The sequence below is a fragment of the Streptococcus sanguinis genome (assembly GCF_050222175.1).
GTDB classification, from domain to species: domain Bacteria; phylum Bacillota; class Bacilli; order Lactobacillales; family Streptococcaceae; genus Streptococcus; species Streptococcus sanguinis_M.
The window spans coordinates 2,259,245-2,280,387 of record NZ_CP071420.1; the positions used below are offsets into that span (position 1 = coordinate 2,259,245).

At 42.6% G+C, this 21,143-nt stretch carries 15 protein-coding genes and 1 pseudogene; all 16 read right to left on the reverse strand.

Annotated elements, in window-relative coordinates:
* Positions 1–100 precede the first annotated feature (100 nt).
* A complete protein-coding gene (locus J1C91_RS11225; RefSeq protein WP_125439314.1) occupies positions 101–490 on the reverse strand; it encodes a hypothetical protein in 390 nt (129 codons plus the stop codon).
* Between the two features lie 21 nt (positions 491–511).
* Positions 512–1,450: a hypothetical protein gene (locus tag J1C91_RS11230; RefSeq protein ID WP_125439316.1), complete on the reverse strand. Its 939-nt coding sequence runs from the start codon at positions 1,448–1,450 to the stop codon at positions 512–514.
* A gap of 12 nt (positions 1,451–1,462) precedes the next feature.
* Positions 1,463–3,526, reverse strand: a complete 2,064-nt coding sequence (locus J1C91_RS11235) for a tachykinin family protein (protein WP_125439318.1) — start codon at positions 3,524–3,526, stop codon at positions 1,463–1,465.
* A gap of 7 nt (positions 3,527–3,533) precedes the next feature.
* On the reverse strand, positions 3,534–3,902 hold the full coding sequence (locus J1C91_RS11240; protein WP_125439320.1) for a hypothetical protein: 369 nt from the start codon (positions 3,900–3,902) through the stop codon (positions 3,534–3,536).
* A gap of 16 nt (positions 3,903–3,918) precedes the next feature.
* Positions 3,919–6,756, reverse strand: a pseudogene (essC, locus tag J1C91_RS11245) (type VII secretion protein EssC); the annotation flags it as partial.
* 179 nt (positions 6,757–6,935) lie between these two features.
* Positions 6,936–7,109, reverse strand: a complete 174-nt coding sequence (locus tag J1C91_RS11250; protein WP_231082621.1) for a hypothetical protein — start codon at positions 7,107–7,109, stop codon at positions 6,936–6,938.
* 201 nt (positions 7,110–7,310) lie between these two features.
* Entirely contained in the window at positions 7,311–7,715 is a 405-nt protein-coding gene (locus J1C91_RS11255; protein ID WP_049552942.1) for a hypothetical protein, read from the reverse strand.
* Positions 7,696–8,640, reverse strand: a complete 945-nt coding sequence (locus tag J1C91_RS11260) for a hypothetical protein (protein ID WP_049552941.1) — start codon at positions 8,638–8,640, stop codon at positions 7,696–7,698. Before J1C91_RS11260 ends, J1C91_RS11255 begins: the two co-directional genes overlap by 20 nt.
* 2 nt (positions 8,641–8,642) lie before the next feature.
* Entirely contained in the window at positions 8,643–10,829 is a 2,187-nt protein-coding gene (locus J1C91_RS11265; protein WP_049552940.1) for a hypothetical protein, read from the reverse strand.
* Between the two features lie 33 nt (positions 10,830–10,862).
* Entirely contained in the window at positions 10,863–11,177 is a 315-nt protein-coding gene (locus J1C91_RS11270; RefSeq protein WP_049552939.1) for a hypothetical protein, read from the reverse strand.
* A 16-nt stretch (positions 11,178–11,193) separates the two neighbouring features.
* Positions 11,194–15,594: a type VII secretion protein EssC gene (gene essC, locus J1C91_RS11275; protein ID WP_125439324.1), complete on the reverse strand. Its 4,401-nt coding sequence runs from the start codon at positions 15,592–15,594 to the stop codon at positions 11,194–11,196.
* 2 nt (positions 15,595–15,596) lie between these two features.
* Positions 15,597–16,856 carry a type VII secretion protein EssB gene (gene essB / locus J1C91_RS11280; RefSeq protein ID WP_125439326.1) on the reverse strand — a complete coding sequence of 420 codons (1,260 nt, stop codon included), beginning with the start codon at positions 16,854–16,856 and terminating at the stop codon, positions 15,597–15,599.
* 1 nt (position 16,857) lies between these two features.
* Positions 16,858–17,097 carry an EsaB/YukD family protein gene (locus J1C91_RS11285; protein WP_125439328.1) on the reverse strand — a complete coding sequence of 80 codons (240 nt, stop codon included), beginning with the start codon at positions 17,095–17,097 and terminating at the stop codon, positions 16,858–16,860.
* Between the two features lies 1 nt (position 17,098).
* Positions 17,099–17,557, reverse strand: coding sequence for a type VII secretion protein EssA (gene essA / locus J1C91_RS11290; RefSeq protein ID WP_125439330.1), 459 nt, complete (start codon positions 17,555–17,557; stop codon positions 17,099–17,101).
* A gap of 6 nt (positions 17,558–17,563) precedes the next feature.
* Positions 17,564–20,563 (reverse strand): type VII secretion protein EsaA, encoded by a 3,000-nt coding sequence (esaA, locus tag J1C91_RS11295; RefSeq protein WP_002908258.1) that lies wholly within the window; start codon positions 20,561–20,563, stop codon positions 17,564–17,566.
* 235 nt (positions 20,564–20,798) lie between these two features.
* Entirely contained in the window at positions 20,799–21,086 is a 288-nt protein-coding gene (locus J1C91_RS11300; RefSeq protein WP_032909143.1) for a WXG100 family type VII secretion target, read from the reverse strand.
* Positions 21,087–21,143: the final 57 nt, after the last annotated feature.

Below are 21,143 nucleotides of genomic sequence, written 5' to 3' on the forward strand. Positions count from 1 at the left end.
AAATGAACGAGATAGGAGAAAAGAAGAGAAAAAGAAAACCACTTGAAAATGAATTCAAGTGGTGATAAACATAAAAAATCTATAAATTAGAATTATATAATTACGGATACTGAACTTTTTTCTTAGATTTCGTGTTACTTTTCTGTTTGGCTTTGTTTTGCCGTTCTTTTTCTTCTGCCTGCATTTGCTTGGTTGACTTCCCATTTGAAAAAGATTCAGTTATATTGTTTTTAATTTCTTTTGCTAAATCTCCGTCCACCTTAGCAAAAGCATCCGCTATTGAATTCAGATATTTATCGAGATTTTCTACAGTATCGCTCATATCAGTAATTATTTGTTTTACCGAACTAGTTGCTGCTGATAATTTCTCTGTTGCATCTGATTCTATTAAATCAGATGATTTCTCTGCCAAATGGCTATCTGCAACCTTGAAACTTGCTTCAACCCCCTTTATGTGATCTGGGCTAATTCGTTTAGTATCAATTCCCATTGTGTTTCCTTTCTATTTCAACTATTGAATCCCCGTGTCTTGTAAGATTTCATTATCCTGAGGTATTAGTGGGGAAAGGCTATTAAGAATATCCTTCGGACTGCGGCTATTGTTAAAAGTCGGATAATATGCACTGTTCTTTTCTTGCAGAATTTGATAAGCCTTAGGATACTCTTTCTGAATTGGGAGATTATTACTTTGTTTAAAGAATTCCTTTTTGAAATTTACAGTGTTGTAGTTGAAGTCAATTCCAAGTTTAAGCAATCTATCTCCCGGTAAATTTTCCCCTTGATAATCTTTATTGATTGAATAATATAAACTCTCAATTTTTTTTCCGCCTTGCTGAAAATCAATCACTTTGCCCGCTTCCAAATCAACATAATATGCTTCAACAACTCTCTCGGAATCTCGTTTACCATTTATTGTTTTTTCCACATATTTAGCGATATTTATTAGAAGCACTTCACGCCCGTCCGATGTTTTCGCTACATAAGGCCCTATATCAAGATTCCAGTCGTCACCCTTAGAATGAAGCCATTTCAGCATATCAATCTCTTTCTTTCTTAGAGTTTGATCTTTCGTATCATAAATCAGTAAACGATATGTACTCTCTCCTTTTTCTCTTGACATTGTTTTAATATTCTTCCTAATGATAAATCGCTCGCCCATAGTAATAACTTCATCATTACTGTATTCCACTTTTCTTTTAGGGTCATTTTTGAGGTACTTGCGAATCTCCTTATCTTCTTCTGGATTTTTGCTAACCCATCTCACTGCTAAACCTTTATCTCCCAGAAAGATATAATCTTCAATTTCAAACTCACCACTATATGTATATACGCTATTGTAATAATCTTCCTTCTCTTTTTTAGTTTGCTCATCCTTATAGTATTTCCAAACAAAGAAACCACTAATCACAATAAGAACTGAAGACAGAATTAAAAACTTTTTAGAGGTCATACTTAGTTCTCCTTAATATTCATACTTCTCATTTAAGTATAAAATATATTTTTCCACTCCATTATTTGCAGTCGCATCTTCTTGGCCAATAATACTATTCAATGCTGAGGTTAGATTGTCAATCTGATTTTGATCCATATCTGTAATTTTCTGATCAGATTTCCCCATAAGATAGTTCTTGGTCTCCTTATCAACTTTCACTTGATTATTTTTAATTTGGTTTTCTATCCACTGTTCAGGAGTTAAACCACTCTGAGCAGCTTCTGGAACTTTTGTCTCAACATATCCTAGCATACCTCTATCATTCATCTCTTCTGCCCGTAGAGTCGCATTAAAATCATAATAAATAGAAGAGTCTGTATAGGTTTTTTTGTCACCTTCAAGATACCAAGTTCCTTTTTTCAAGTACTCACCAATACTCTTTTGAGTTTGTTCTAACTTCTCTTGCTGAAGTTGGTCTACCTTGCTATTAAAAGCAAATTGTGCCTTAGCAACATTTGAGATCGCACTCAGGGCATTGCTTCCCTTTTTGCTTGGAATATAGTCGCTAAGCGATGCAAGCCCCTCAGCCTTCGACTCATCATCCCCAGAAAATGATTGTAAAAGTTCTAGAACCGTTACAGAGCCAGGGAGAATAGTATTAACAATCCCTTTACTAACAGATGCAGTTACATCTTTCTGAAAGGCTTCTAAGGCATCTTCTCGTGCTTTCTGAAGTTCCGCAGCTTTCGCTTTGTTATAGACTAGATTAGCACCAATACCAGCCATTGTGCCACTTCGATAAGTCTCAGTGGTAGTCTCATCTTTAATAGGCTGATCTACCGCAACAGTATCCAAAACATTCTTTCTTTCAAAAGCTTTTATGTTTGTAGAAACAGAAAATGTAACTCCACTATTTGTAATATCAATATTTTTCATTCTCTTCGTAGTGGTTGTTGACTTAAAAGTTGGTATCTTGTAAGTCTCATGTGCAAGCTCAGATATCTCTGTGCCATACCCAATATCTAAAAGATTAATAGACTTCATCAGACCAATAAACTCATTTACATTTGTTAACCGTTCCTGATCTCGCCTAATTTTAGGATCATTCGGATTTTTTGCACGGTTTTGTTTCATATTTGCGATTAAAGTCCACGCTTCCCTATCTCCAGCTTGCAACATTGAAGTCGTAAATTGATCCACCTTAGTTGTTGGCTCGTCCCCCATTGCACCTACAAAATGATTTAATTTTTTCTCTGCTAGTTTATCACCTTTTTTGCCACGTATAACCCAATCAGTAACTTCTGCAGAAAGTACATTATACGCACTTTCGCTAATTTCTTCAGGACGTTGCTTCATAATATTACCTGGTGACTCGCTAAGAACATCTTTAACAACCGAAGCATCAACATCACTGGACATTGAATCCAGATAATACATTTTGTCCTTCGTCAAAACTTTGTGACTGATACTGTTCATAACAAAGTCTGCTGGCATTCTTAAAATTGATTTAGCATTATTAACATCTCTTTGGAGGCGATTTATTGTCTCAGTTGTCTCATCTAACCCTTGAACAAAAGTTCTATGCGCCCCATCAACCGCATTGTGAGTGTTCGTTCGGTTTGTTGATTCCGTTGACAATTCTTCCTCTGCTTTTGATTGAATAGGGCTTAAATTAATACTATCAATTTCTAATAATTGTGTGGCCGTATCTAGTGCAGGTTGAAGTTCAGACTTGACTTTTGAAACCGCAGTAGTCTGATCACCAGTTAATGTCTTTGTTACAGTATCTCTCCCACTTTCTGAAGTCCAAGCTTTCACTTCAAAACCAGCATTTTTGACAGTTGAACTAAACACAGTGTTAGTTTTAGAATATTTTTCTAGAGCCTCTGGAACTTTATGAAAAACTTTTTCTTGTAATAGATTTAGTTTATTGTAAAAAGCCTCCAATGCATCAAGTTCTGAATTTTGTTTCTTTAACGAAAACGTTCGCTCTGTATCACTGACAGCAGCTGAATAACTTTTTGAAAATTCTGAAATAGATTTCCCGTAGTCTTCTATACCAGGTAAATCATGCACTTTTATAATATCACTCATAAAATTATTACTCCTTTGCTGTAGCTATTAGTCCTGATAAAGTGGCCATTGAAGCATTGCATAGCGATGCTTCGACCCCCAGCACTAATATTTTTGTGCTGAGCTGTCCCGCAATATCATCTTTATGTTTTGTAAATTCATCTGATGCTGTCTTTACAGTCTTTTGTTCTGCTTCCGTTTCATTTTTGTATGCTGTGCCAGCTAGATTATAAGTATGTTTGATGTTACCATGATCTTTTAAGATATAATCTATAGTAGTTGAAACTCCATTTAAAGTCTTTAATGCATCTGATAGTGCAGATATTTTAGTATTTAATGCATCATATCTAGCACTAACTTCATCATATTTTTGAATTAATTCTGCTTTATTTCCCATTGTATCTCCTATTACTTTATGGTATCAAAACCTTAATAGTTGTTAATTGATTATCAACTACATAATAATGTAGCTGCCCTTCCAATGCCGCTTCTCTTAGAGGTTTATTGACAGCACTTAATATACTCTGGTCATTAAATCTAATAGCCAAAATAGCTTGTTTATAAGATTTAACTTGCTTAGACGCCATATCAATATTTCTACTTATAGCTGGCGAAGCCATTACAACAATACCATATCCTACTTTAAGACCTTTTTCTAATAGATAGGTCAATTGGTCAATACCATCTTGTGATAATTCTTGAAGTAAATCAACCATATTGTAAATAATGATAGTAGCATCATGAGAGACAATATGCTGCTCCAGTCTTTCATTAATGCGTTTATTCATATCTTCAAGTGACTCTAAAACTTCCTCAGCCGATGAAAAGACAAATAAATTATCAGAATCTGATAAATTATGATACTTCGGCGCCAGCACAATCACCTTCTGCTTGCCTCGTGCAATCTGCTCAGTTAAAGCACTCATCTGCTCTTCCTTATCCGTTAAGTAGAGAAGATTGCCCTTGGATAGGTTCCAAGTAATTGGCTCAACCGTTTCCATGTCCAGTCCCAGTGGTACGAGACCTTGCTCGTAAGCAGATTGGACACTAGCTCGGCTATAGAAGTCAGCTTCCGTCAACTCCTCTGGTACCATCGGAATGGCACTTGGTCGCTGTCCAGTCCAAGCTTCTTGGAGAGAAGCGACTTCCTGACGCAAGTTGTTGAGGACTTGCGCATCATTGGCACCCGCTACTGGCAGAGCCAGCTGGATAACATCAACCTCGTCACGCTTCATAAGCGCCCGACCCTTGATATCTTCCATCGTTGCCGCAAGAGGGGTAGAGCCCACGATGGAGCGGACTTCTCCCACATCATTCTGCGGCAGACTCAGCTGGTGCTTGAAGTTGGCATAGAACTGCGCCCGAAGGTTGGATTGACGGCCCGCTGTTACCAAGAGGTGAACACCGATGCTGAGACCTTCACGGGAGATCCGCACCAAGAGCTTGAAGAGCTCCGCTTCATAAGCCTCTTCCTTCATGGACTCATAGCTGTCCAGCAGGATGACAATAGCCGGTTCTTGCTGACCACTAGCCTGACGGTAAAGTTCCAAGGTCCCAACACCGTAGTCAGACAAAAGCTTCTTACGCCGGTTGAGCTCCCGCTCCATGATACGCACAAACTTGGCAATCTTCTCCGTCTGATCGAGAAGCAGGGTATCGGCCACCTGCGGTAATTGCCCCAGTGGTGCCAGACCATTGGTTCCGAAGTCCATCAGGTAGAGCGTGACATCTTTGGGACTGAACTTGCGAGCCAAGTCCATGGCCGCACTCTGCAGGAAGGTTGTCTTCCCTGTACCGGGACTTCCGTAGAGCAGGATATGTCCATCCTTAGACAGATTGACAGAGACAGGCTCTTGCTTCTGTGCCTGCGGAATATCTGCCATTCCCAAAAGGACGGAGACAGGCTTCTTTTGCTCCCAAGCTTCTTGCGGCTGGATCGGTTCCAACTCTTGCAGGGTCATCCGCTCTTTAAGCGGTGGCAGCCATGGCTGTGGTACTGGTGGGATCTGCTGGCTCTCTGTCAGTAGTTGAATCTGACTGACAATAGCCTCTAATTCCGTCGGTACTTCCTTGATATCCTCGGCTAGGTCAAGACCTGACAGGTCTTGATTGAGCACTTCGTATTGGCCTAGGTCGTTGATCAGGTAGATGGTATGGTCTTCAATTCCCATCTCATCCTTATCCGGCTGATAGTCTGCCCCTGACCAGGCTGACTGGAAGAGTTCATAGACTTCATTATTGCCGACCTGCAGATAGGCCCGACCAGTCTGGGTAATCTCTGCCGCATCTGGCGTCTTAAGCATTTCCATCGAGTCCGTCCGGTCTGCCACTTTGAGCGCCAGCTTAAAGCGGGAGTTGGACCAGATTTGGTCATCCACCACCCCAGAGGGCTTCTGAGTAGCCAGGATTAAGTGGACCCCTAGGGAACGTCCGACCCGAGCGATGGATACCAGCTCCTTGATAAAGTCAGGCTGGTTGACCTTGAGCTCTGCGAACTCATCCGAGATGAGGAAGAGATGGGGCAGGGGTTCAGTTGCTTCCCCGTTTTTAAATTTCTTTTGATATTGGTTGATATGATTGACTTCAAACTCTCTGAAGAGCCGCTCCCGACGGTGAATCTCCGCATTGATGGAAGCCAGTGCCCGCATGGATTGGGCTCCGTCCAAGTTGGTAATGGTTCCCAAGAGATGGGGCAAGTTCTTGAAGAGATTGGCCATTCCCCCACCCTTGTAGTCGATGAGCAGAAAGGCTACATCGTGCGGGTGGAAGTTGACAGCCAGACTCAGGATATAGGACTGGATAGTCTCTGACTTACCTGATCCGGTTGTCCCGGCAATCAGCCCGTGCGGTCCGTGAGCTTTTTCATGCAGGTTAAGGTAGACTAGGTCTTCCTTGCCCCGCAGGCCGATAGGCACCGCCAAGCTCTTATAAGGCGCATTCTGTTGCCACTTTTGCAAGACTTGCAGGTCTGAGAAGGTCTCTGCCCCATACATCTCCATAAAGGTCACAGTATCAGGGATTGAGCTCTTGAGATTCTGCAGGTGATTGAGCGGTGCCAAGGTCCGAGCGATTCGCTCCTTGTCATAGCCTTCTGGGAAATGATCCAAGCGGAAGTCAATCTCTCTGAGGATTCCCTCTTCCATGACTAGCTGCCCAGTGTTGCGGTCCTTGATATTGACAACCGTCTTGATATTCTCAGACAGCGAGCTCATCACATCCTGCACGAAGATGAGTGAGCAGCCTAGGTCAGTTATTTTATTTTTTTTGGAAATAGCAGAGCAGATAAAGGATTCAAGAAATATAGAGTTTTCAAAGTATTAAAAGGAAAATGTCCTTGTTCCATTATACCATATGAGAGATAGGGCGGGAAAGGAAGGAGAAAAAGAAAGGCCTGAGGCAAAGACCCCAGACCTACTGTCTACTCTATAGATTATTCCTTTTTCTTGCTATCTTCATAGAGACTGGGCGCAAACGCTTTTGTCACCATGGCCGTCACGAAGCGAAACCCTCCCGCCGCCAAACCAAAAATCGGCGCCAAAGCACGGAAGAAAAAATCTCCCTGCATAAATAAACAAAACAGACCTGTAATCACAAAGATAGCCAAGCCCTACACCAGAACCACCAATAATATTTGCTTCATCATTACCTCGACTTTCTATAGACTATTATAGCATAAGAAAGGAAGGTTAGGACAAAAACTGGAAACTTTTGGAAAATAGCTAGTAGAGAGAGGAGGTAAAAAGAAAACCACCTGAAAATTCCTTCAGATGGTTACAAGTGTTTTTTGCAACAAAGTAAGATCTAACTACTTCGGAAAGTCATCATATTGACTCTCCGCAATATCTACCATTTTCCGGCGATTGTAGCGTTCTTTCGAATCTTTTCCTTGAGAAACATAATAGTCGTTTTTCTGCTCACGAGTCCCCATAGGAACCTCTTTCAAGTTAGAATCAATCATACTTTTGAGCTGGGCATCTCTTTTCTCAAATGCATCCGCAACCTTATTTAAGAAACCATTGAGTCCTTCTACTGCTTCAGACAAACCTTCGGTTGTTTGAAACATTGCTCTAAACGCGCCATCAAGTAAGTCCGCTGACTCGTCTTGCACAATCGCACCCACTTGAGCTTGGCCAAATCCTGATGAAATATAATCATGCAAAGTTGCCTCTACTGACCGAATCTGATCCATTTTAATTGTTCTTCTGCTCATTTTTATTCCATGCTCCCCATTCTTGAAATTCATCATAGGTATTTAACACCTTTGTTTCGCCCGTATAGCTATTGGTACCGATTACTTCCAGTTTGTCCTGGCCAACTGGCGCAAACCAGTGTCGCAAAGTCTGATATTCATCTTCGGCACTAACCAATCCTTGACGGAAACCAATATAACTCTTATCTGAATTTATGCGTATTTTTTTCAGAATATCTGGATACTCCTTTGCAAAATTATTTGTTTCCACTATATCGTTTTCAGAATTCACAATCAAGGAATCTCTATCCTGTAAAAATCCTGATTTAGTTATCTGGTCAAATATATTTGCACCCATCGCCAAACTACCTATTCTATATTGTTCTGCATACTTTAAATTTTGTAATCTAGGATGATTGTCCTCAATCTGATGGCTTTCGAGATTCAATAAAACAAATTTAGAACTATCATCTTTCGATTTACGAAGCTCCAATATCTGATACTCTTTCCCATCTTGATAAAGAATTGTCCCTTGCTGATTGAGATAGTAAGACGAATCATATTTTTTAACTAATGCATACAAATCTACCTTCTGAGCACTTGGTTCCTTTTGCTCAATATCATAAATATAAGCATACCAGTACCATCCATCTAAAGGACGCTCAGAAGACGTGTTTTGAAATCGACGCTCAAATGTCACAAAATATTTTTTACCAAGATTGATATGAGCATCATAACCACCAGGGGACAGCTTCAGATAAACATACTGATTTTGCTCTCCAAAAAAGTCTACATGTTCCACAACTTGTTGTTTCCGTATACGGAACTCTTTTTTAGGGATTGATTGTTTTTGGTGTAAAAAGATAACGATTCCAGTTCCCACTAGAACAACAAGTAATGGAAGTAGAAAGAGAATACACTTTTTGCTCGAATACTTTTTTTTCATTGCTAAAAACCTCCTCGAGCAATGAGATTGAAATCAGCTTGAATATCTTTCCTAAGAGTCTCTGCTGTCTCTTTCGCCTTAGGATTTGTCTGATCTGCAGTATCAAGTATGACACCCTCTCTACCATAATCCTGATAATGATTCCAAATTTCTTGCGCATTAAACTCCTGCATTTTATCCAGTAATGCCTTATCCCTATCTTCCTGCTTCATACGCTCTTCATACATCATCTGGCCAACAGCCCCAATACTTACTGGAACATCTGGACGTCCCAAGGCAAAATTCTTCGCATCATAACTCAATACTTTTGATTCCTTGACTTCAGCCTCAAATTCATTTAATTTTGCTAGTGCCTGTTCTGGTGTCTTTCCATCTATCAAAGCCTGACGGTAGACATGGGCACTTAAGCCATTGTCTGCCAGGTCCTTCATTGTTAAGAAGGCATCCAAATCATAAGCTGGTGTGTACTCTGCTTTTACAACCTTACCATCTTTGCTGACAGAGACACCACCCACATTAAAGATACTATATAGCTGAGCATCCTTGGCTTCTTTAATATCTTTATTAATCTTCTCAAGTTTCTCATATAACTTAAAAGGCGCTTTAAGGACACTTAGGCTTGAAACTGCAGTTGTTCGATAATCTTTTGGAACTGCATCCCTAAAATCTTTGAGATAGTCCGCAAAATCACTCGCATAATTGCTGCCTGTCTTCTTGGCAATGTCTCCGAATAAATTCACAGCTATCTTAGCTGGTACACCTCCAGGAAGCAGATAAATACCAGCTTGTGCGACATCGCCAATAAAATCAAGAACAGCTTGTTTCTTAGAGGCCTCTAACTTCTCAATCTTTTCAGACATCTGATCAAAATGAACAGACTCTGCCTCTAGATAGTTATCCACTGCAATATTGAAGGTTTGTTTTGAAATTGTATAGTTGTTTGTAACGTCTGTTTCAAGCTGAGTGAGTTTATACCCAAAGCCCTGTGCAGTATACCCTAGGTCGGATAGAGTTGTTTGTGTTAATTTAATCTCGGCCCCATATGTGTTATACCTAGTACCCACATCTAACAAGTATAGACTATCAAACAAGCCTGCTAAATGGGCATGTTTTCTTAAATTAGCACTGACTTCAGCCAACTCTTCATTATTCCCCCGAATACTATCAATATAGTTCGCCATCGCCTCTGGGGTTCGTTCAGCCGGAAAATCAGGAAATAAGCGCAAGCCTTGCGCTACTGAGATATACCCCTGCTGAGCACTGGCTGCACTAAGCTTCTCCATATAGATTTTCACTTTATCCGGATCTTGCTTTTGAAGCTCACTGATAAAGGCTTCCAAATCATTGATATTGTCAGAACTGCCTAGATCTTTCACTCCTGCAAATTGAGCATAAGCATAAGCAGACATATTAGAACTGACATGGGTTGCATCCACCTTCCCCATCTCTCTAAATTTATCCCCTGAAAGAATCGCAGTAACCATAGCAGCATCTCCAGAATCTTGAATAGCATCTAACATTTTCAAATCATCTGGATTGGTTAAACGCTTTTCTGCTATTGCATTCACAACCGTGCTGGGTTCCAGCGAACCAATATAGCGTGCATTATTCAGAACTTCTAAAATTGCTTTTAATTGTGCTTGTGAGGTGTTCAAACCATCCACAAAACTCTTGTAGAATTCCTGCATGCTGCTATCAAGTTGACTGCGCTTTCCCCCTGCATCATCTAGAGCAGCTGAAGCATCATTATACACTGCTTCAGCACTAATCTTTCCACTACCAAGAATAGTCGCGGCTGTCGTATAATGAACATCCAAACTTTTTCTAATAGCTTCAACCTTCTTTTTCTGATCTCCAACTAATTTCTGCTGAACTCCCTGTGCTCCTGCTTCACCATCTTGTGACCAAGCTTTCGTTGCAAAACCAAGCCCACTCAATCCTGTATCATAATTTTCCATGACCGCTCCAAAATAATCAAGATATCCTGGATAGATATCAAAAACTTGGTTTTGGATTGTGTTAAGTTTTTCTACAAAGGCTTTAATGACATCTCCTTCACTTCCTTTGTATTTCAATGCAAATTGATAATTTGCATTCACTACGGCTGCTTTAAATTGCTTAGAATTATCTTTTACCTTTTTCCCATACTCCCCCAACTCTTGCAGCTGGTCGACCGTTATTTTTGCCATATCTACCCTCTTCTTTCTATATCTTCATTATATCTACAACAAACTCTGCGCTTCTGCTTGCAAAGCACGATATTTCTCATTCAAATCTGCAATAACACTTGTACGTTGGCTATTAAAAGCTGTCTGAGCTGCAGTTCGAATATCATTTTCACTATCCGTCATACTTGAGTATGGTTTTCCCGATAAATGATAACCTTCTGCAATAGGGCCATCGCCTCCGAGGACATCTTCCACACTTGTTGAGACACCATTTAATGCTGCAATTACTTTTTCAATTTGCCTCATTTTCCCTCTAATCAATGCTAACTGATTAGCTCTTCCTTCTGTATCTGTTGTAACTGCTACCATTATCTTTATTTCCTCTCTAAATCATCAATGCTTTCATTTTACTTGCTAATCCGTCTGCTACATAGTAGTGCTCTTGCTCTTCTAACTGTGGTTCGCGGATAGGTTTGTTTGTGACAGTTAGAATATTCTGATCCGTCAATCTCATTGAGACAATAGCTTGTTTATAGTTTCTAATTGTCTTAGAAACAACATCTATTTGCTTATACAGCTGGCTGCCACTCATCGAAACAGAAGCATAGCCAGCTCTTAATCCTTTCTCTAAGACAAAAGCTAATCGTCCTTGATCCACAGTATCAAGTTCTGTCATCAATTCTGTCATTTGATAGATTATCACTGTCGCTTCATGCTGATTGTTGCGCTTTTCCAAGCGCGCCTTGACATTTTCTTCCATCGCGACAATTCCAGTCTGATATTCCTCTGGACTAGCAAGAATCGTCACACCTTCCATCTCAGGCAAATTATGATACTTCGGCGCTAGCACAATTACCTTCTGCTTGCCTCGTGCAATATGTCGAGTCAAAGCACTCATCTGCTCTTCTTTATCTGTTAAATAGAGAAGATTGCCCTTAGATAGGTTCCAAGTAATTGGTTCAACCGTCTCCATGTCCAATCCTAGTGGTACCAAGCCCTGCTTATAAGCTGCTTGGACACTAGCCCGGCTATAGAAGTCCGCCTCCGTCAACTCCTCTGGCACCATCGGAATGGCACTTGGTCGCTGTCCGGTCCAAGCTTCTTGGAGAGAAGCGACTTCTTGACGCAGGTTGTTGAGGACTTGCGCATCATTAGCACCCTCTACTGGCAAAGCCAGTTGGATAACATCGACTTCGTCACGCTTCATGAGTGCCCGACCCTTGATGTCTTCCATGATTTTCGCAAGCGGGGTAGAGCCCACGATAGAGCGTACTTCTCCTACATCATTCTGTGGCAGACTCAGCTGGTGCTTGAAGTTGGCGTAGAACTGCGCCCGAAGGTTGGACTGACGGCCCGCTGTCACCAGGAGGTGAACACCGATGCTGAGACCTTCACGAGAGATTCGCACCAAAAGTTTGAAGAGCTCCGCTTCATAGGCTTCTTCCTTCATGGACTCATAGCTGTCCAGTAGGATGGCGATAGCCGGTTCTTCCTGACCGCTAGCCTGACGGTAGAGCTCCAAGGTACCAACACCGTAGTCCGACAAGAGCTTCTTACGCCGGTTGAGCTCCCGCTCCATGATGCGTACAAACTTGGCAATCTTCTCCGTCTGATCCAAAAGCAAGGTATCGGCTACCTGCGGTAATTGCCCCAGCGGTGCCAGACCATTGGTCCCGAAGTCCATTAGGTAGAGCGTGACATCTTTGGGACTGAACTTGCGAGCCAAGTCCATGGCCGCACTTTGCAGGAAGGTTGTCTTCCCCGTACCAGGACTTCCGTAGAGCAGGATATGTCCATCCTTAGACAGATTGACAGAGACAGGCTCTTGCTTCTGTGCCTGTGGGATATCCGCCATTCCCAGAAGGACAGAGACAGGCTTCTTCTGCTCCCAGGCTTCCTTCGGCTGGATAGGTTCCAACTCTTGCAGGGTCATCCGCTCTTTAAGCGGTGGCAGCCATGGCTGTGGTACCGGTGGAATCTGCTGGCTCTCTGTCAGTAGTTGGATCTGGCTGACAATAGCCTCCAGCTCTGTCGGTACTTCCTTGATATCCTCGGCTAAGTCAAGACCTGACAGGTCTTGATTGAGCACTTCGTATTGGCCTAGGTCATTGATCAGGTAGATGGTATGGTCTTCGATTCCCAGCTCGTCTTTATCCGGCTGGTAGTCTGCCCCTGACCAGGCTGACTGGAAGAGTTCATAGACTTCATTATTGCCGACCTGCAGATAGGCCCGACCAGTCTGGGTAATCTCCGCAGCATCTGGTGTCTTAAGCATTTCCATCGAGTCCGTCCGGTCTGCCACCTTGAGCGCCAGCTTAAAGCGGGAGTTGGACCAGATCTGGTCATCCACCACCCCAGAGGGCTTCTGAGTAGCTAGGATCAAGTGGACCCCGAGGGAACGCCCGACCCGAGCGATGGATACCAACTCCTTGATAAAGTCAGGCTGGTTGACCTTGAGCTCTGCGAACTCATCCGAGATGAGGAAGAGATGGGGCAGGGGTTCAGTTGCTTCCCCGTTTTTAAATTTCTTTTGATATTGGTTGATATGATTGACTTCAAACTCTCTGAAGAGCCGCTCCCGACGGTGAATCTCCGCATTGATGGAAGCCAGTGCCCGCATGGATTGGGCTCCGTCCAAGTTGGTAATGGTTCCCAAGAGATGAGGCAGGTTCTTGAAGAGGTTGGCCATTCCCCCACCCTTGTAGTCGATGAGGAGAAAAGCTACATCGTGTGGATGGAAGTTGACGGCCAGACTCAGTATATAGGACTGGATGGTCTCCGACTTACCTGATCCCGTTGTCCCGGCAATCAGCCCGTGCGGTCCATGAGCCTTTTCATGCAGGTTGAGGTAGACCAGGTCTTCCTTGCCCCGCAGGCCGATAGGCACTGCCAAGCTCTTATAAGGCGCATTCTGTTGCCACTTTTGCAAAACTTGCAGGTCCGAGAAGGTCTCTGCCCCATACATCTCCATAAAGGTCACGGTATCAGGGATCGAGCTCTTGAGATTCTGTAAGTGATTGAGCGGCGCCAAGGTCCGAGCGATTCGCTCCTTGTCATAGCCTTCTGGGAAATGATCCAAGCGGAAGTCAATTTCTCTGAGGATTCCCTCTTCCATGACTAACTGACCAGTGTTACGGTCCTTGATATTGACAACCGTCTTGATATTCTCAGACAGCGAGCTCATCACATCCTGTACGAAGATCAGTGAGCAGCCCAGGTCAGTCGGATCCTCTGTGAAGAACTCCATGATGATATGGTCGAGAATCAGCTTTTCATCTGTGACCAATACCACATAGTGAGGACTGTAGAGTGTCGTCTCCTGCCGGGTCGCTTCTTCCTTTTGCGCCTTGCGCAGTTTAAGGATTTGGTTGAGGCTGTTTAGGACCTGATCGTGCGTCCGTTGATTATATACAAATCCACGGACATTCAGCTCTTGTAGAGTCGCATGCGGCAGCCAGCGCAGCCAATCCCACTGGTCGCGCTCCTCCTCTGGCATGATAGTAATTACCTGCACATCGTGGTAGGAGTGAAAGACCGCCAGCTGCATGACCAAGAGCTGGAGCTGTTCCAAGACCAAATTGCGCGGACCGATATAACCGACCGGCCCATGGCTGAGATTAGCCACGATAGGAAGATCGGGAATCTTTTTATGCCGAGTGTAGAGAGCATAGCCCTCCTCTTCCAGCGCATCTTTCTTTCCGCTTCGCTCTTCTTGACCATAGGTCAGCTTATAAGAGGTTGGCACCTGTCCAAGCCCCAAGCGATAGTAAAGAAAGTCAAAGTGCAGCGGTGTCTTCTCGTAGATGCGGTGGCTGTAGTCTGTCACCAGACCCGTCAATTCGTTAATGTTTGGGAAATGATAGAGCATGCCATCACGCTGCTCACGTTCCAGCTTGTTCAGCTCAATAGCCTTGTCTTTTAGATAGAGGTGATAAAGATCGATGCGCTCTTTCTTGTCTTCCTTGAACTTCTTGCGATTTTTGAAGAAACCACGAACCGAGAAGATAGCACTGGCGATTGACATAGTAACTGTAACGAGGATATAAATCCCCCGCGGCTGAACCAGTGTAATCAGTACCGTCACCCCAACCATAAGGAGCGGCGGCACAATCAGTCTCAAGAGCTCATCATTGGGCTTTTGAGGCTCCTTGCTTGGCGGAGCAATCTGAATCTTGTCCTCTGAACTCCGATAGATAATCCGCGGTGAACGGTGATAGTCTGGATAGTCTGGGTAAAAACCATGGCGAGAAGCGCCCCGTAAGGTCAGGTTAGAACTGACCGTAGCTGGACCCGTCACCCAGATTTCTTCTGGATAGACCTTGAGACAAATACCTTCCAAGCTTAGCTCGTCGCCGGCTTCCAGCTGGATTTGGTCTCCTGCCCACTCAACGTGATTGAGGTAGACTTGACCTCGCATCTTGGTCAAAAGCCAAGAATCATTCGTTCGCTTCAAGAGCAACTCCAACGGCGCTTCCAGACTGATAGCTGCTCCCTTCTGGTCGCTGATGAGTAACTCTTTTCTGTCCAGCAGGTCATAAACAGCCGGTTCTGAATCAGATTGATACAAGGTCAGATTACCCAAGGTCAGACCGTCAGTTACGACACCCGTTTCTTCCCCCATCTGATAAAAGACTTGCCCTTTAGCTAGCTGAAGCTGGATAGGAGTCTCCTGATGGGGCAGATAAAGCTGAGCCTTCTCGCTCGCTGCCAAGAGAACTTTCTTGTCCTCCGTCAGCTGCAGCTCATAGCGCAGATGGTCTGTATAGATGATGATTGTCTTTCCCATACTTACTCCTTCGCGCTACTGCTAGATGACGCTTCACTGCTGGAGGAAGAGCTTGCTCCTGAAGAACCTTCCTCGCTAGAAGCGCTTGAGCTAGAATCACCAGTCAAAAGCTCCTTACGGCTATCCCAGTATTTCTTATACTCGCCTTCCAAGGACTCAAGCTTAGTCTCCCGATCCTTACCAGACAAACTATCGTCCTCACGCACCTTTTTCATCTCCTGCGTCAAGGCATAGATAATCAGATCTGAGTCATTAATCCGTTTGGCTGTGTCCAAAGCATCTTCAAAATCATTACGTCCAACTTGAATCCAGTAATTGAGATACAAATCATCTGATTTTAGTGTGACATTGTTCAGGATGACCTTACGCTGATCATCGGAAAATTCCAGCCCCTGGATATAAGAGTAGGCCAGTTCATATTTCTGTGTATTCGGCAGGCTCTTAGGAGAAATTCCCTCCAGTTCATCGATGACCTTGCTATAGTCCACTTTGATAAAGGCAGTATCCGCCTGTAACAGCTTTTCCTTGAAAGGATTCTGTATGAAAATCAGATAAATCAAAGGAATGGTCAAAATCACAACAGCTGCTGTCAGCCAGATGGTCGCCAGTTTGAAAATCTTATGCTGCCGCTTGGAGACCAATGTCTGCTTCTCTGCTTCTTCTGCAGCCTTTTCCTGATAGGATTTCTCCAAAACTGCAACCGCATCTTCCAGGCTGTCAGCCTCACGCAGCTCCACTAGGAAATCTGGCAGAGTTTCCAGTTCTAACGAGCCCTTGTAAAGCTCCATAAAGTCCAGATCTGCAAAGAGCGTCACCGCAAAGCACTTAGCCTGACGCAAAAAGTCCTCCCGAGAAATAGACTGAGGTGTCATGATACCTGGAACACCACGGTAAGCAATCTTCGCCTGCGCATCCTTGGTAATAAATAGATTGCTAGGATGCAGCAAAAAAGTAACCGGCAATTCCAGTGCCGCTTCCAAAGCAAACACATTGAGAGCCAGACGAATCCGCTCAGAAATCGTTCGCTTTTCAATCTCTTCTTTAGAAAGCCCTAAAGGCTCAATCTGATAGGTGAAATAGACACTATCATGGTCGGCCTTAGTCTCTTGCTCCAAGAAAAGCGGATGGTGCAGGTCCAAAAGCAAGAGCTCCCGCAAATCCTGTGTTGCCACATCCGAACGCTTCAGTGTTAGGCTCCAATTCTTGTCATTTTTTTCATAGATAAACTCTTGTTCAGCAAATACAAATTTTTCCTCAGTCACCTTAAATCTCCTCAATCTGTACTAAATCTCCTGTTGTGACTGGATAATCAGCCAAAACCTTGCCCTCATCCAGTATCAGCCCCTTGTTAATAATCCGCAGCTGATACTTATGGCGCTTTCCTTCGATATTGAAAATCTGATCAATCTCCCGAATGAAACGACGGACCTCAATCCGCTTAGGAATGCGAATATCCACATCCTTATCCCGCAAACGGAGGGTGATATTGATATGTCCTTCCATTTTATACTTCTCCCTTACTGATACGATAGCTGACAAAGACAGTCATACTGACCAAGAGTATGGCTGCTACAAAGTAGACTACTCCTGGCAGAAAATCATCCCAGCTGCTTTCATCATCACTTTTCAAACTCGTCTGCAGCTTGGACAATTTTTCCGTTCCCGGCTGAAAAAGCTCCTTGGAATGGTAAATATCCGTCGGCCCCTGTATAGCAGAAAACAGTTGTCCCGCTTCTGTGGCCAACTGTTTGTTTTGATACTGCTTCATTTCCTGAATTTTTTCCTGATTTTCAGCAACGAAAAGAGACTTGGTGCCTTCCGATTGTGCACCAAAGTTCAGTTCTTGCTCTTTTTCAATCCGCGAATTATCTATCTGCAGACGATTATCCTTCAGCTCATCTGCGGCGACAGCTGTCACCGCTAACGAACTTAGGAGTAGGAATAAAAACAGAATTCTTTTCATACTCTTTTAAACTTCCTCAGTTTTTAATGTTCTAGTCTTGATAAAAATATTAGCTGCAACCAGCAGAGCCAGCAAGACAATGAGACCAAAGATGGCAAAGAAACCAGCGGTCTTGCCGTCAAAGTAACCTGACAGCATGCCTTCTAGCACAGACAAGGCATTCAAACTCTTGATAAAGGCTGGGAAGCCAGTCAGACTAGCTGTCGTACCAATAGCATTAGATAGGTAGACAAAGCTGATAATCATGAAGAAAGCTAAGCCCATGCCCATCACGCGCAGATGCTTGAGGAATAAATACTGCCCCTGAATCAAGACAAAGCTAGCAACCACAATCAACAAGACCCAAGATGGAACATATTCCTTGCCGATATGAAGCTGCATGCTGGAGACAATCCCAATGACCAGACCAATCGTCAGAGACAGGAAGCCTAGAATGCCCACAGTCATAATATCTGTATCTTGTAGTTTATTAAGCTTAAAGCGATCTTTAACCTTGCGCACAATATTTTGCGTTGCAAAGATATAGGCCGTAAAGAGACTAACAACCTCCAACAAGAGAATCCAAGTAAATGGACGGTAAACATTGACAGTCGCTTTGACAGATGAAGAAGACTGAGCAACTGGATTAGACAGGAAGTCCAGTAACACTTCATTAGGAACCCCGTTCTCATAGGCATTATTAAGAACCTTGACAAAGGACTCCACAAAGTTGCCATTATCTTCCAATTCCTTATTGAATTGCCCCATCAAACTTTCAGCATTCGCAGACAATTTCTCTGTCGTTCCTTGTGCATTTTCCAGTTCACGATTGAAGCTACTGAAGATCTGGTTGACACTATCAGCTGCCTGCACATTGGTCTGTGAAGAAGACTTAACACCAGAAGTTGAAGACAGCAAGGATGAGAATTCTGAATTCAGAGATGACAAATCAGCATCCGTCTTATTCAGTGCATCAGTAGAGGATTCTCGTGAAGTCCTCATGCTTTCCACCTTCTCTGTCAATTGAACATACAAAGCCATCTGCTCCCTCATGCTGTCTGTCAGGGCCTTATTGCTATCTTCAATCTGTTGAAGATTAGCTGTTAAGTCTGGTCCCAATTTGTTCAGCTCACTCAGAGCATTATCCAATCTCTCTTTAATGCTTCCATTTTCTTCAGCTTTTTTCTGATTATCTTGATTTTGATTCTTATTATCTTGATTATTAGCTTTTTCAATACTGTCCTGATAGCCCTTAAGGTTGCTTTGAACAGCATCAAACATCAGATTAGACAAAGCCTTGGAAACATCTTCATTTTTGAGTTTGACAAAAGCAGAATAGACATCCATCAGATTTTTAGCATTTTGATAAGCAGAAGAAAGTTCTTGGACTTTAGCACCGTATAAAGCGGCAGCTTTTTGAGCTTCCTTTACATTCACAGGTGCGCTAGCAACCGCGACGCCATTTAAAGAAATATCAATTTGGGTATCGAATGGATTGGCTACAGCATCACTAGCCACACTGTATTGAACAGAAAAACTACCATTTGCATCTAAGTCAATCGCCTCACCAACTGTTACTGGTTTCCCATTGTAAGTAATAGAGTTAACTGTTACCCCAGCTGGTGAATGAACAGAAACAGTAGCTTTGCTGCCGGCTTGGCCACTAACCTGATCGGTAGTAGAACTGGCTGCTTGATTTGCCGCAACTGCTAGTGCTCCCAATTCATCAGCTCCATTTCCTTTTGCTCCCCCAAACTGCTGAGCCGCTTCATAATCAAAACCATTCATCGAAACAGAAAGTTCGAATTCCTTTTCAGCAGGATAGTTTTTTGGTACAGTCGCCAATGCTGCGATTATTTGGTTTCTCAGAATCTCTTCATAGCTATTGAGGGCAGTCGAACCATCCCTTCCGAGCAATGTTTCCAAAGTAATTGATGTATTTTCATCGACACCATAGTAGGATGCTAATTTTGTCTTAACAAATCCTTCAATGTTTTCTTTAGTTGTATGCTCATCCAATTTAGCACGTTCAGCCTTCAAACTATTTGTTAAAGCTGTTATTTGATCATTAACATCTCCAGTTAGTTGTGCATAAGACTTATCTGCACTTTCGGAAGAACTCAACTGCTTTTCCAATTCTTTAAGTGTCGTCTCCATTTTAGCATAAAGCTCTTGAGTATTATTATGGACAACTTTTTCGTCCATTTCCATCAGTTGCTTCATAAATGCGGCATAGTTAACTTGGTCATCCGCTCGCTGTTTGAGAAGACTATCAAAATTCTTTCCATAAGTGGCCTGAGAGTTATCCAAGTCGTCAAAAGCCTTAGCATAAGTCTCCAGAGTCGTCTTCAGAGAGTTATTGGCTTCGACAGATGAGGCAGACATACTAACCAACGTTGGGAAGATATTCTTAGACCCAATAGCAGACTCCAACAAGTTGGTTCGATAATTGCCAATATTGGTAATTTGCACCTCTGAACTAGCCTGCACATTTTGCTGGGCTGTATAAAGATTGCTCAGGATACTAGCCATATACATATCAACCAACTGGCTATTCAAATCCGCGATAATATCCTTAGCTAGATTATTAGCTTCATTTTCAATCTGCTGATTTCCAGCAGCATTGACCTTATAAGTGACGATTGTCCGATCTGCGCTGATAGCATTAACATCTAGCACCTTCTCTGAAAAGTCACTTGGAATCGTTACGACCAGTTGATATTTGCCATTTTCGAGACCAGTATCCGCAGCTCCACGCGTCACAATATACCAGTTTTGAGAGTCATCTCGTTCCAGATTCTTGACATAGCTAGCACCAAGATTGTACTCTTTCTTGTCAACCTTGACAGCCCGATCCTCATTGACAACCGCAACATTCAGTTTAGTCTTTTGGTCTGTTTTGATCTTGCTGTCTCTAGCACTGCTTGTATTCTTTTGCACTGCGACATTCAGCGTCACTACTGCAGCCAGCAAGGCGATAACCAAAACAACGTTTCCTATATACTTAAGTAATTTTTTATTTCCCATGGATGTAAATTTCTTTTTCTTTTTAAATTTCTTTAGTTTATTGTTACATAAAAAAGCACACAGAAAGACACAAACAGCTCTAACAGTCTAATTCAGATATTGATTCAGATTGTCAGAGCTTGCCTTTACATTGCAGCGATTTTCTTATCAAACATGAAAGAAACTGCCATTTTTTCATTTTTAATCTTTACAAAAATAGGAAGGCTCTTGCCTTCCTAAAGCCGTTATAACAAAATTAGTGAATTTGTGCAGCGATATCTTGGTCAGTTTGCTCAACAATGTCAGCAACTTTAACCAATTGAGCATTAATATCTTGAAGCAAGGTTGCAAATTCTCTGATTTTTGGAGTCAATTCATTGAATTGTGCTTCAAAGCTATCAAATGCAGAACCATCCCAGTTATCTGAGATAATACCTTGTTCACGAGTCAATTCATTAAGAACTTGAGTTACATTTTCAGAACCTTGAGTGTATCTTTGCGCAGATGTGCGTAGATCTTCTGGAGTTAATTTAATTTGTGCCATAGTTGTTTCTCCTTTAGCAAATTTATATAACGGGTACATTATATCAATAATCACTTT